15 protein-coding genes are annotated in these 13,292 nt (G+C 38.9%); 6 read left to right on the top strand and 9 right to left on the bottom strand.

The genetic code is table 11. The features are described 5' to 3' along the window. Both MKY13_RS16370 and MKY13_RS16365 read right to left on the bottom strand, forming a co-directional pair. Complete coding sequence (locus MKY13_RS16370) at positions 1-1,257, bottom strand: replicative DNA helicase (protein WP_339213930.1); 1,257 nt, start codon at positions 1,255-1,257, stop codon at positions 1-3. After that, the gene (locus tag MKY13_RS16365; RefSeq protein ID WP_339213928.1) at positions 1,254-1,985 is read right to left on the bottom strand and encodes a conserved phage C-terminal domain-containing protein; all 732 of its coding nucleotides are present in this window, start codon (positions 1,983-1,985) and stop codon (positions 1,254-1,256) included. Before MKY13_RS16365 ends, MKY13_RS16370 begins: the two co-directional genes overlap by 4 nt. Before the next feature lie 526 nt (positions 1,986-2,511). Between MKY13_RS16365 and MKY13_RS16360 the strand changes: the two genes are divergently transcribed. The 5 genes from MKY13_RS16360 (at position 2,512) to MKY13_RS16340 (ending at position 5,612) form a co-directional block, all read left to right on the top strand. Further along, positions 2,512-3,021, top strand: a complete 510-nt coding sequence (locus MKY13_RS16360; RefSeq protein WP_339213926.1) for a YetF domain-containing protein — start codon at positions 2,512-2,514, stop codon at positions 3,019-3,021. 244 nt (positions 3,022-3,265) lie between these two features. Further along, on the top strand, positions 3,266-3,760 hold the full coding sequence (locus MKY13_RS16355) for a sigma-70 family RNA polymerase sigma factor (RefSeq protein ID WP_339213924.1): 495 nt from the start codon (positions 3,266-3,268) through the stop codon (positions 3,758-3,760). After that, a complete protein-coding gene (locus MKY13_RS16350) occupies positions 3,757-4,305 on the top strand; it encodes a zf-HC2 domain-containing protein (RefSeq protein ID WP_191699647.1) in 549 nt (182 codons plus the stop codon). Before MKY13_RS16355 ends, MKY13_RS16350 begins: the two co-directional genes overlap by 4 nt. 1 nt (position 4,306) lies before the next feature. After that, positions 4,307-4,639, top strand: a complete 333-nt coding sequence (locus MKY13_RS16345) for a hypothetical protein (RefSeq protein WP_191699648.1) — start codon at positions 4,307-4,309, stop codon at positions 4,637-4,639. Positions 4,640-4,859: 220 nt separating this feature from the next. Beyond that, the gene (locus tag MKY13_RS16340; RefSeq protein ID WP_191699649.1) at positions 4,860-5,612 is read left to right on the top strand and encodes an SDR family oxidoreductase; all 753 of its coding nucleotides are present in this window, start codon (positions 4,860-4,862) and stop codon (positions 5,610-5,612) included. 84 nt (positions 5,613-5,696) lie between these two features. Here the strand turns inward: MKY13_RS16340 and MKY13_RS16335 are convergent, their stop codons facing one another. Beyond that, complete coding sequence (locus tag MKY13_RS16335; RefSeq protein WP_339213920.1) at positions 5,697-6,170, bottom strand: DUF2062 domain-containing protein; 474 nt, start codon at positions 6,168-6,170, stop codon at positions 5,697-5,699. 273 nt (positions 6,171-6,443) lie between these two features. Between MKY13_RS16335 and MKY13_RS16330 the strand changes: the two genes are divergently transcribed. Next, positions 6,444-6,701, top strand: a complete 258-nt coding sequence (locus MKY13_RS16330; RefSeq protein ID WP_191699651.1) for a UDP-glucose 6-dehydrogenase — start codon at positions 6,444-6,446, stop codon at positions 6,699-6,701. A gap of 153 nt (positions 6,702-6,854) precedes the next feature. Here MKY13_RS16330 and MKY13_RS16325 read toward each other — a convergent pair whose 3' ends face one another. Genes MKY13_RS16325 through MKY13_RS16300 form a run of 6 tightly spaced genes read right to left on the bottom strand, consistent with a single transcriptional unit; the run spans position 6,855 to position 12,979 of the window. Continuing rightward, on the bottom strand, positions 6,855-7,874 hold the full coding sequence (locus MKY13_RS16325) for an ABC transporter ATP-binding protein (RefSeq protein ID WP_339213917.1): 1,020 nt from the start codon (positions 7,872-7,874) through the stop codon (positions 6,855-6,857). Then, positions 7,864-9,561 (bottom strand): iron ABC transporter permease, encoded by a 1,698-nt coding sequence (locus tag MKY13_RS16320; protein WP_339213915.1) that lies wholly within the window; start codon positions 9,559-9,561, stop codon positions 7,864-7,866. The genes MKY13_RS16325 and MKY13_RS16320 overlap by 11 nt, the downstream gene beginning before the upstream one ends. Positions 9,562-9,563: 2 nt before the next feature. Beyond that, complete coding sequence (locus MKY13_RS16315) at positions 9,564-10,601, bottom strand: ABC transporter substrate-binding protein (RefSeq protein WP_339213913.1); 1,038 nt, start codon at positions 10,599-10,601, stop codon at positions 9,564-9,566. Then, complete coding sequence (gene surE, locus MKY13_RS16310; protein WP_339213911.1) at positions 10,598-11,377, bottom strand: 5'/3'-nucleotidase SurE; 780 nt, start codon at positions 11,375-11,377, stop codon at positions 10,598-10,600. The genes MKY13_RS16315 and surE overlap by 4 nt, the downstream gene beginning before the upstream one ends. Next, complete coding sequence (locus MKY13_RS16305; protein ID WP_339213909.1) at positions 11,355-12,149, bottom strand: sugar phosphate isomerase/epimerase family protein; 795 nt, start codon at positions 12,147-12,149, stop codon at positions 11,355-11,357. The genes surE and MKY13_RS16305 overlap by 23 nt, the downstream gene beginning before the upstream one ends. Beyond that, entirely contained in the window at positions 12,146-12,979 is an 834-nt protein-coding gene (locus MKY13_RS16300) for a PHP domain-containing protein (protein ID WP_339213907.1), read from the bottom strand. The genes MKY13_RS16305 and MKY13_RS16300 overlap by 4 nt, the downstream gene beginning before the upstream one ends. Between the last annotated feature and the right edge of the window lie 313 nt (positions 12,980-13,292).

The raw sequence follows: 13,292 nt of genomic DNA, 5'->3' as shown, positions 1-13,292 counted from the left end.
TTATCGCTCCCTTGTCCAAATATGACCTGTTTTTTTGTTGTAATGGGCCATAGCTGTACCTGTTGGACCATTGCGGTTTTTGGCAACGATGAGCTCTAATGCATCGGGGGTATTGGTCTCTTCTCGATCGTAATACGAGTTGCGGTAGAGCAAAATAATGACGTCTGCATCCTGTTCGATGGAGCCCGAATCTCGTAAATCACTCATAAGAGGACGCTTATTGCCGCGGGATTCCACATTGCGGTTGAGCTGGGATAGACAAATGACCGGGCAGTTGAACTCCTTTGCCATTTGCTTTAAGGCGCGGCTAATTTTGCTCATCGCGATGGCTGCATATTCCTCATCACGGTCTGCCTGAATAATTTGCAAGTAGTCGATTAAAATTATCGGTGTTTTGTTTTCATTTTGCCGAATAATACGACGGGCTTGGCTGCGGATTTGCGGAATTGTTAAAGAGCTGCGGTCATCAATTTCAATGCTCGATTTATTAACCCGTTCGAGTACTTGAATCCAGTTCTTTTTTTGTTCTTCTGAAAAGTATTGCTTCGGGTTGCGCATTTTTAATCGAGAGTATTGACCTGTTGTCGCAATGAGCCGATCGAGTAAAATCGTTTTACTCATTTCTAGCGAAAAAATAATCGGCAAATGACCTTGCCAGCCTGCATAAAGGGCTAAATTGTTCATCACATCGGTTTTTCCCATCGAAGGGCGGGCTGCGATAATCGTCAGCTCGCCTGGACGAAAGCCATCGATCAGTAGCTCGAGATCCTTAATATGGGGGATAATGAGTCCAGGTGTTTCTACTTCCTCCCACGGACGATTATCCATTGCGACTAAAGCTTGCGTGATTGTTGTATCTGTCCGATTTCCTTCGAGCTGTGTATGATCAAGGCGCTCAATAATTTGCGGGATCGCCCAATCTCCCTCTGCCGCCTGAAAAAGGATTTGGCCTTTTTGCCGCTCGCGCCAAATTTCCCGCAGCAGTAGGACATAATCGTCGAACTTTTCGGCATTAGCAAACCTCATAAGCTCCGTCAGATAGGAAATCCCAATTGCTTCAATCTGTTCAAACCGTGCACTCAGTGTTAAATAATCTACGGGATGTCCTTCATTTGCGAGCTGCTGCATGAGCGCAAAAAGCTGTCGGTGGTATTGGCCGTAAAACATGTCCGGCTTGAGCTGACTATCGAGTATTAAATAATTTTCCTCGAGCATCGTTGCTAAAATGCTTTGCTCTAAAAATTCCTTTTTAATCATTCATAATCACCTTCATCAAAATCAAGTACGACAGGTGCTGGGACGTAATCATTATCCTGCATTCTTGCGAGGGCATTATTTAAATAGCTTTCAAAATTACCCGAACGGAACAATGTCATCGGCCTTAAGTATTTGTACATTTGCGGGTCGTGCATCCAATTTCTCACTTGCTCATCAATGACTAAATAGCAGTCTTCCACCGTGTAGCCTTCATTTAAAATCGCTTTGATCAGGCGGTTACTCGTTTTTGAATGTTCGTTAAAATGCTTATTTGTCTTTTCGTTCAAATAGTGAATGATGGTTGCAATATCATTACTAGGGTCATTATTTGGTTTCGTTTTTTTCTTTTCCCGTAACTTTGGCTCTTCTGGAAACAGCTCTTCCTGGGTATATACTTTTTTCTGAAGCAGCTTATTAATTTTTTCATAATCAATTCGGTACCATTTCGAACGGTCGGTAAAGAAACTGTTCAATTTGTTTGAAGAAAGGATCAGTTGATAGCGTTCTAATTTCGTTATGAGTCTTTTCACTTTCGTTATGTTCCAATAGGAGCATTGCTTTGCCCACCCTTCATAAGTTTGGCGATACCAAATATGTCCTTCCTTCTCTACACCGTTCTTTTCTAATCGATAATGCAGCAGCTGCAGGAATAATGCCTCCTCAACACCGATTCGAACTGCCAAACTGTGTGATACAAGTAATTGTTTATCGTTCACTAATACTTCCATGTTCCAACCTCCCAAATTTGAATTACTGTCTTGCCTTATATATGGCATTCATAATCAAAAAAAGGGACATGAAAGTGAAAATAATTTTTTGGGGAGATCCGAATTGGCATTGCCCCAAGGAAAAAAACCATTCAGTTGCGTGTTAACGCAACAATATATATTTAAAAAAATAATTAAAAAAATAATTAATTCTTTTTGAGCGGACTTTTTTGAGCACATGATGATGGGATTTTATTGAGTTGTTGATGATGGGATTAGAATGGGTCGATGGAAGGGAGGGATTTGGCTGAGGGAATCAGAGTAAAAGCAGGTCAAAAAATGTTGGAGAAAACAGAAGAAATTCTATTTTAGAATAATAAAAGGGGTTTATTTTATTAATATAATTTTTTGTAATCAAGATTTAATGTGCAATGAGTATTTGGAAGTTATGAATAGGGTATAGAGAGTAGGTATAACAGCTTCAATAGTTGTAAGAATTTATTCGATAAGAATCTTTACTTAATAATTACGGAGAGGAGCTGGTAGCATGTTCTCAATTACATTAGAAAGTTTTATTCGAATTATCACTGTTGGCATTCTTGCTTATGTCGGTATAATCTTCTTTCTACTGATTTCTGGGAAACGGTCATTAACCCAATTAAATGCTTTCGATTTAGTGGTAACAGTAGCGCTTGGTTCTGTACTCTCTACAATTTTATTGAATAAAAATGTGAGCTTGCTAGAGGGACTGTTAGCATTTGTCCTGTTGATTTTATTGCAATTTTTATTGACATTCACATCTGTACGTTGGAAAAAATTCAATAAAATCATTAAGTCCGAGCCGAGCTTGCTCTATTTGAATGGCTCATTTCTAAGAGAAACTATGAAAAAAGAAAGAATTAGCGAGGGCGATATACTGCAGTCTGTGCGGAATGATGGAATCGGAGACTTAAAGGAAGTTAAAGCCATCGTTCTCGAAAACGATGGCAGCTTATCAGTTATTAACGGAGAACTGGGAAATACCTTGGCTAATGTAAAATTAACTAGAGAAAGCTAATGAACTTCATAGGAATTCAATGAGTGCTAAAATCCTTTATTATCAAGGGTTTTGGCACATTTTTTTATGGACTATTGATATATAATTTACTTTTTTGTTTTTCAATCCCCAATTACATAACTGTTCCAAAGCCGGTATAGTGAAATCTACAGAATACTTGTTAAAAAAATATTTTAAAATATTTTGTAACGAAATAAAGGGTCGTGGTATTAATACTACGAACAACAGGAAAGTGAGGGCAGTTATGAACAAGTTAGAGGAACAATATGAACAAATTCATCCAAAACTCTATGCGTTTTTTTTATCCAAGACAGGCAATCGGATGACTGCTCAAGATCTTTGCCACGATACCTTTTACGAGGCCTGTAAAAGCATTGGCTCCTTTAATGGACAATCCACTTTGTCGACATGGATCTTCTCGATTGCGGGAAATTTACTGAAAAAATATTATCGGAAAAATAAGTATCAGCAAAGCTTAATGCAAAAGCTCTCAGCGATACCAGAAACTGAAATGCTATCAATAGAAGAGTTAGCAGAACTCAATGAAGATACAAGAATACTTTTACATCATATTTCAAAACTAGATGATGCTTCGAGGGAAATTGTATTGCTGCGTATATATGGAGAACTGAGCTTTGCAGAAATTGGTGACTTAATTGGTAAATCAGAGAACTATGCGCGGGTAACGTTTCACCGGCTGAAATTGAAGATTCAAAAATTAATGGAGGTGACTTTATGAACAAAGAATGTCCGGTTATACAAGATCTTTTACCTTTATACGAGGAAGATTTGGTTCAGATAGGGACAAAACAATTTGTCGAGGAGCATTTGAAAAGTTGCCAAGAGTGCCGCCACATTGCAGAACAATCACAAATCCCGCTGCCTGTGGAAGTAGAACATGGCGGTGGCTCTAAAAAAATGATTCGAAAAATCACGCTGAAGCTGACAACGATACAGATTTTCTTTGTAGCGATTGCCTTTATCTTGGCGATGGGGACGACCGTGATGAATAACAATAGTGGATTTATCCTGACCTATGCCTTACTGGGCGCGGTTACATATTTGTTTTACCGCTCCATTTTTATTGCCGTTCTGCTTGCAGGGGTACCGAATTTTATATGGAACTGTCTATTGTATATGACGGATTGGTTCGGTGAATTTTATGGAGGAAGCTTTTTGGAGTCTTTTTCCCTCGCACTCACATCCGTGGTGATCCATTTAATCATAACGTTTATTGGAATTGTGATCGGCTTTAGCATTCTTAAAATAAGAGAGGAAAATTAATATGAAAAAGAAAATACTATATGGCGTAATTGCTATTACATTAATTGGTGTCCTAGTGTACGCTTACATGCAAATGAGCGGCAATACAGTGCATAAACAAAGAGCAAAAGTGAGCTTAGAAACATTTTTGCAAGAAACGTATCCAGACATGGACTATGAGATTAAACAGGTAGGGTACGGTTGGACGGATGTCACGTATGAGTTTGAAGTGGTGAAAAAGGACTCGTTGGCAGTTGAAACTACTTATACGTTTTATGTTTCTGGTATGGAGCCTTATGAAGTTTTCAGTGATACCATTCGTGGAACCAATATAGACAAAGAGGTATCTGACTGAGGTAGGGTATCACAGTCAGTTTTTCTCCTGACATTCAATGATTGAAATTAAAGCAAATTTCTGTAATAGTATCTGCCCAAAAAGCGCATAATAAGTGCGGTTGATAATTTGCCTCTAAAATAATGAAGTTGTATATTTAATTTGTTAGTAACAAAATTTATTAACGATACTGGGAACAATCACGTTAAAGTTGTGGTTTTTCTGAGAAGGAGAAATTGTATTGAAATTAAAAGACAAGGTAGTGATCATTACAGGTGGTGCTGGCGGTATTGGCGCTGGTATGGGGCGTGCAATGGTAAAAGAGGGCGCAATTGTTGTGGCAGTTGATCTTAATCCGGAAGCAGGCGCAAAAGTATTGGCGGATTTGCAGCAACACTCACCACAATCTAGCTTTATTGAATGTGATTTGACAAAGCATGATCAACTAAAAAATGTAGTGGAACAAGTTGTCGAGAAATACGGTCGTTTAGATGTGTTAGTGAATAATGCACACGCTTCTAAACAAGTGCCATTCCTTGAAACAACTCCAGAACATTTAGCATTGTCAATGGATACAGGCTTCTACCCTACATGGTACTTAATGCAGGCGGCTATTCCACATTTGAAGAAAACTCGTGGTAATATTATAAACTTTGCTTCAGGTGCCGGGTTAAAAGGACATAAAACACAAGCTGCTTATGCGGCAGCAAAAGAAGCGATTCGTGGAATTACGCGTGTCGTAGCTAATGAGTTTGGGGCAGATGGTGTGACGGCGAACTTGATCTCACCAATCGCCAATTCTGAAGGTGTACAAGCATGGGCAAAAGCTCAGCCGGAATATTATGAAGGGGTACTTGCGGGTATTCCGATGGGTAAATTCGGTGATCCGGAACAAGATATCGGGCGTGCGGCTGTCTTTTTAGCTTCAGAAGACTCGAAATATATAACAGGTCAAACATTGATGGTGGATGGCGGCTCGATTATGCTCCACTAATATCGTGAATTTAATATAACAACAAACCGGGTGCACGAACAATTGATGAATTGTTGGGCACCCGGTTTTCTTTATGTGATGGACTCACCTAATTTTATTTAAAATCCTTACCCGGTTCGTCTTAAACATGACATATACGATGATGTAAATAAGTATCGAGGAGATCACGATATTGCACGTGGCACCTGTTAGAAAGATGAATCCACTCGAATGGGCACTCACAATGCCTGTATAAGTATGTTCGAGAGCATCAATGTATCCTACTTCATCCAGTTCAGTGACTTTTGTATTTTGATTCAATAGTAAGCTCCCGACCTGATAATTTAAGAAGAAAAGAAGCGGCCAAATAAAAGTGCCCATGACACCACCGACAAGTGCGGAAACGGTATTCGCCTTTACGAGTCTGGCCATACCGATGGAAAGTACGGGGCCAAATCCGAATGTAGGCAGCCAGCTTGGGATAAAACCAATCGTTACTCCTGACGCCACTTCATGTGGACCCGATTTAAGCCGAAATAGACGGATTAAATTATATTTAACGGTTCGTGTTATTTTCATAGATGACTATCCTCTCCAAGTAATTCGTCCCAAACGTTAAATGGTCATTATAGATATATTATACCTAATTTACAACATATAGATTTATTTTTTCCGAATAATTAAATTAATGAGGGCGGGTCGGAAATTTATTATACTGATTGATGATTCATTATGTAAGAAATAGGGTAAAGATAAGAAGATGCTTCATTACAGCGTGTTAAAAGCGGGCTGCAACAGCATATTATCAAAGGGTGACAACACAGATACTACATAAAAAAGGGGACATGAACTATGCTACAATTATTTTTTAACGACGATCATTTAATTTCGATTACAGGCGATGAAGATATTTTATCGAAAATTCCTGACCGCTATGAGTATTATGATTTAATTAATATTAAAAATGAATTGGTAACAACAGAGCATTTAGTGGAGGCATTCGAGTATGCTTTACGTAAAAAAGGCGAAGATGCAGTAAATGCAGCGGCTTATTATGCTAAATTAAAAGATATGTACGAGACGAAAAAAAGATTACCGATTGAAAACTAGTGAGTTTGCAAAGTGGCATTATAAAATATAAGGCATGGTAACCTGGCACAAAATAGTTGTGCACAGGTATAGCCAGGCTTTTTTTGTGTTTGGAAATTAGTAGGAGCTAATATTGGAAGGTAGTCATCGCTTCGTCCTTTCATGAGCCGTCCCTCATGTCCCAACTAGCAAGCGTTCACCGATTTGAATGCGAGTGTCTGCATCTGAAACTATAGTTAACTGAGTTTCGTTAGCGAGCGCTGTGTAGATCATTTCTCGTCCTTGGAATTGGACGTTTTGGATTTCGACTTCAATGCCATGTCGGTTATCGGCTGTAGGTTTAAGTTGCTCTGGACGTAATGGGCATAAGCCAGCTTGTTTAAATGATGTAGAAACCTTCGGGAAATGCCACGATACATTTGGACTTAATGCTGGGGAAAATTGATCATTGTCCCATGTTCCTTCTAATAGATTGGCTTTACCTACAAAGTCTGCAACAAAAGGTGTTTCTGGGTAATAATAAATTTCCTGTGGTGTGCCGATTTGTTCGATTTTTCCAGCATTCATCACAACAATTTTATCAGCCATTGCCAATGCTTCTCCCTGATCGTGCGTAACGTAGACGATCGCTTTTTTAAACTGGCGATGAATTTTTTGAATTTCATAGCGCAATTCAATCCGCAGTTTGGCATCAAGACTACTTAACGGCTCATCCATTAAAATCAGAGCAGGTGCGGGACTTAAAGCTCGTGCAATCGCAACTCGCTGCTTTTGCCCGCCGGAAAGTTCATGGGGGTAGCGATCGGCTAAGTGACTCATGCTCATGGCGCTTAACATTTCTTCTACGCGTACATCGGGCTGTTTTTTGAAAGCTTCACTAACAAATCGATGATGCTTTAAAGGAAATGCCACTTGCTCCTTTACTTTCATATGAGGCCATAATGCAAATGATTGGAATACTAAACTAATATTGCGTTGTTCTGGTGGTACCCGGTTCATTAATGCGTCATCCATTAAAAGTTCGCCACTCGTCGGACGTTCAAATCCAGCGAGAATTTTCAGCAGTGTCGTTTTACCACAGCCTGAAGGACCAACAATCGCTACAAATTCACCTTCTTTAATTGTTAAATCGATTCCTTTCAAAACATCTGTGGAGCCGAATGATTTTTTTATATTTTTTAATTCAGTGATCATGCGAAACCCTCTTTCTACGTATTATTGCACTTATCCCATAGAGTAATCCGGCGAAAATGGACATGTATAGTAAAACAATAGCGGAAAACGCAGTTGAGTATGTCGTATACCCAGCTTGCTCAAAGTTATAAATTAGCACGCCGATTGTTTCAGCACCGCTTGACCATAGTAAGGAAGAGACCGTTAATTCTGTTAATGTATTTAAAATGACAAGAACAGAGCCGCTAATAATACCTGGTAAAAATAGTGGTAGTAAAATCGCTTTCCATTTCGCCCATACCGAAGCACCACTAATATGTGCGGCCTCCTCTAAGTCAGTAGACACTTGCAGAATGGCTGTACTGCTGCCTCGCACTTGCAAAAACATAAAGCGTGTAACATAGGCAATAAGTAAAATCCAGATGGAGCCATATATGCCAGGATTCCAGCCCGGAATTGGTTGCATCCATGCGAGGATCATCGCTAAAGCTAACACCATACCTGGTAATGTGTACGGAATCGCAACAATCAGCTCAAGTGTTTTCGAAAAAATAGAGTTCTTTCTAATTCGCATATACGCAATAATCGTACCTGCAACGACACAAATAACAGCTGTGGCAATCGCTAATATCGTGCTCGTCTGTAATGCATCTCCAACTTTATTATAGTCGTAAAGTAAAAAGTTATAATTGTATAGCGTGAATGTATCGAGCGTAAGAGGCACTCCATATGTTTTTACGAACGAAGTCTTTAGCATGGAAATTAGGGGTACGATGCTAAATAATAAAACAAGTGCCCAAACGATGATTTCGACTAAGCTACGCCACTTTCCCAAATCTACTCTTGGTGTATGATCGATATAGCTTGTTTCCATGACTTTAGAGCGACGTAAAAGCAGCCACTGAAGGCCCGTAACAATAAGGGCGATTAAAGCAAGTAGCACTGATAATGTAGCAGCTCTTGCGAAAGCATTATTTCCGTAGCCGATTACTTCCTGGAAAATGGCTGTACTTAACACCGTAATATTCGCAGGAATTCCTAAAAAAGCAGGGATGCCGAAATTATCTAAATTTGAAAGAAACGCGATCATGCCACCGCCAATAACGCCAGGCAATGATAATGGTAACGTAACGACAATGAATGTTTTGATTCGACTGCCGCCAGATGTACGAATAGCCCATTCAAGCTCTTTTGGAATTCGCTTTAACACGTTCACCGTAAACATATATACTAATGGAAAATGAGAAACACCTAATAAAAATGCGATGCCTGTTAGCGAATATAAATTAACAGTGATCGGTAAATCTTTGACGAATTGGGTCCAAGCAATCGTCACGATATAAGACGGAATAATAAATGGTAACATAATGAAAATTTGAATCCATTTCTTTCCGCGAAAATTGGTATACGCCATAATCCAAGCAAAGGTTACACCTAATACTAAAGCTAAAATTGTTGAGACGACGACAATGTAAGCCGTGTTTTTAAGCATATTCCAAGTGAAAGGCTCACTTAAAATGGTTGTATAATGTTTCAGAGATAATGCGCCATCATATTGAAAGCTTTGCCAAACAAGACGCAGAATCGGTACGATGAAAAATATAAAGATCAGTACCGAAGAAAGGGTAATGAGCCCTTTTTTCGATAGGAGTAAAGCAGTAGATTTTTGTGTAGCTTTTGTTTTACTTTGAGCTGTAAAATGCGTCATTCTTATTCCCCAAATAATGTTTTAAATTCATTTTTATCTGATTCGCGCCCATTATAAAGCTCTTCTACACTGCTTGATAATACATTTAGTTCATCCACACCTTTAAGTCCTTCTGGTGCTGCAACATCTGAACGAATTGGTGCGTAGCCTAAACTTGCTGCAAGCTCTTGACCTTCTTTAGAAAGAACGAAGTCGATGAAAGCTTGGGCTGCTTTTTTATCTTGAGCATCCTTTACTAATGCGATTGGCTCCGTAATTACCGGTACACCTTCTTCCGGGTAAGTGATGGCTATTGGTGAACCTTCTTTTGCCGCATTATTTACTAAATAGTCTACAATCATGGCGTAGTTGTTTTCACCAGCTTGCAAGCCTTTTAATGCAGCACCATTTCCTTGGACAACTGTCGCTTTGCCTTCTTTTAACGCTTTATAATAATCCCAGCCGAAGTGATCGTTGCGTGTGAAAATTCCTAAATTGTATGCAGCAGCACCTGAATAAAGAGGGCTAGGCATAATCGTTTCATTCGCCTTTTCTGTTAATACGCTCCAGGATGTCGGTGCTTCTGTAACCGCATCTGTGTTATAACCGATTACTGTTGCCATTACTTTTGTGCCGTAATATGTTAAATCTTTGTCAATAAATTCTTCGGAAATATTTTCTTTCTCCGGTGAATCATAGCTTTCTAGTAAATCTTGATTTTTCAAGTTTTCAAAGGTTACGTGATCTGCCAGTAACAATACATCTGCTTGAATATCGCCAGCTGTATTTTCTGCTAAAATTTTCCCGACAACTTCCTCGGTTCCTGAACGGAATAATTCAACTTCTATCTCTGGGTATAAATGATTAAACTCTGAAATAAATTTTGTCGCATCAGCTTCAGGCTGAGAAGTATAGAAACTAACCGTACCATCAATTGTTGCTTCAGCTTCAGTTGTTGTATTATCGTTTGCGTTGACCTCATTTGCTGTATCTTCCTCAGTCGATCCACATGCTGCTAAAATTGCTGTTGATAATAACGCAGTCGTCCATAATTTTTTCATTTTTTAAGAGCTCCTTCTATCAATAATTGTGTTTGTTGTAATAAATCTTGATTGATAAAGCTGACTGTTAAAGGGGTAATGGTTAAATAACCTTGTGTAATTAATGAAAAGTCTGCATTGCCCGCTTCACTTTCTATTGTTGTACGATAATCTTTTAGCCAATAAAAGAGCTGTCCCATCCCATCTTCAATATGAACATGTTTGTATCGTTTGACCGAAAAATCAAGCTCGGTAACGATAGGCCCTAAATAATGATTGGGCTCAACATATGGAAGATTCATGTTATAGACAGTCCCATTTTTTAAATCTTGGTGAAGAAAATTTTGTAAAAATTGATATAAATATTGTTTTGGGTACTTTAAATTTAATTTTTCCGCATCATAGGCATCTACAGAAATGGCAAATGCTTTATAACCGAGCGAAGCACCTTCAATTGCAGCACTGATCGTCCCGGAGTAGTAGACATCCCTTCCAATATTTGAGCCGAGATTAATACCGGAAATAATAAAGTCAATTGGTTCTTTGATAAGGACATCTAATGCTAGTTTTACACAGTCAGCAGGGGTCCCATCAATGCACCACGCATGAATATGCTCACCGAAAAGATCGGTTTTTTGAATGTTTAACGGCTTACGTAATGTAATTGAATGAGAAATGGCACTTCTTTCTTGGTCGGGACAGCAAACGTACACTTGACCAAAATTACTTAAAACTTCGACAAGAGCACGGACACCAGGTGCAAAAATACCATCATCATTTGTAACTAAAAAGTTCATTATTTATTATCTCCAGCTTCTTCAAATAGTTGAGATGTTGCGTAAACATCGTATCGTCATAGCATAAGCCTTCTAACACAACGGGCACGTTCTGTTCTTTAATGCGATGCCAAAGTGTGTGTGGCAGCAGCAATTGTCCCGTACCAAGCGCAACATGAAATTTCTGTTCGGTTGCATCACTTATATGAATTTTATCGATGTTGCGTAACTGACAAAGTTTTTCTTCAATATTATCTTGCAGCCCAATATGTGCAATATCGAACGTTGTTTTAAATAATGGATAGTTCTCGAGCAGTCGATTTAACGCCTCGGGCTCAACATATAATTCTTTTGGGAGTTTCTCGAGCAGCTCAAGAGAAATACTAACGCCGGTTTTTTCACTTGCTTTATATAACGTTTTTAAACTTTCATCCATCGCTTGTTCATAAAATATACTTGGATGACTGGCAATCATTTTTCGACCCGGATGAATCGTAACCGACGGGCAGTTTAATGCTTTTGCAATATAGAGCGCATCCATTATTTCATGAACGGATGCATTCCGAATTTCTTCATTGAGCGAGGCTAAATTTAAGTCCCAGCTCCGAGCATGGAGAGACACAGCTAGGTTGTATTGCTGCATAAGCTGTTCAATTTTTGGCAGCGACCAATTTTCCAATTGCATTTGCTCCATCCATAATTCAATTCCTTGTAATTCGGCAGCCTGTACTTTTTGAAAAATCGTTTCCAAAGGCTGTCCCCAAAATAGCGTAGTTGCAGCATATAATTTCATACGTTCACACCACTTTTTTGGCTTAATGCTACTAGGAAAGGAACAACATCGGCTTCTTCGTAAGGGACAGATCCTGGTAAGTAGGGGCTTCTTGAATGCACACCATGGAAGTCGCTGCCAACTGTTTTATACAGATTATATTTGTCTGCGATTTGTTTGAAATGTATAACTTGGTCCTCGCTATGAAGAGGATAAAATACTTCGATTCCATCAATTCCTTCTGCTAGTACTTTTTCTATAGAATAATCAAACTTATAAATTCCCGGATGTGCCAACACAGCCAACCCCCCAGCATGATGAATCATTTGAATTGCTTCAGCTGAGGTAGCCCCTTTTCGGACTTCAAAGGCAGGGGCACCTTTTGTTAATAGTTTTTCATAGGCGGCTTGAGCATTTTCAAAATAGCCTAATGACACAAGTTCATCGGCAATATGAGTGCGTACAATGATTCCGCCTTCAGCACGCTGTTGAACCTTTTCATAATCGATCGGATAGCCGAGTTGTTGAAGCTTAGCCACTATTTTTTGAGACCAGTGAATACGTTCTTCTCTGCGCATATTGCAATAATGGATGAGCTGTTCATTTTGTAAATCCAGACCATATCCTAAAATATGTAGTTCACCGTTTGGTCCATCTGTATTGAATTCCAATGCAGTAATTAAAGTCGATTGAGTAAATTCCGTATTTGCTAGTTGTTCATATGCTTTTGTTGTGTCATGATCAGCAATCGCAAAGTGCGTTACTTGTCGTTCGTGTATTAAAGTTACTAGTTGTTCAGGTGTCAACTCGCCATCTGAACAGTTTGTATGCATATGTAAGTCAATAAGCATTTGTATCACCTCCACCGATAACATTACGCGTTAAATGTAAAGGGAAGTATTCGGAAATTATTAATAATTAGTAAATTGTGGTTTATCGGAAATATTAGGTGAGTGGCTCATTTTCACAACTTATTTACAATTAATTAACATGCTGTCTTTACATTCTCTCAATAATGGGAGATCAAGATGATGATTGAAATTGATTGGGGTGCGGTAATAAGGAGTACGTGCAAGAGATTTTATTGAGGAAAGGGAAAAGGGATTCTATTTTAAAATAATCTAATTTATGAAGATAGTTTGCTAACTGAATTTTTAAGGTGGC

Origin of the sequence: Solibacillus sp. FSL W8-0372, assembly GCF_037969735.1 — a bacterium.
Taxonomy (GTDB): domain Bacteria; phylum Bacillota; class Bacilli; order Bacillales_A; family Planococcaceae; genus Solibacillus; species Solibacillus faecavium.
This window is presented reverse-complemented; position numbering and strand designations above follow the sequence as displayed.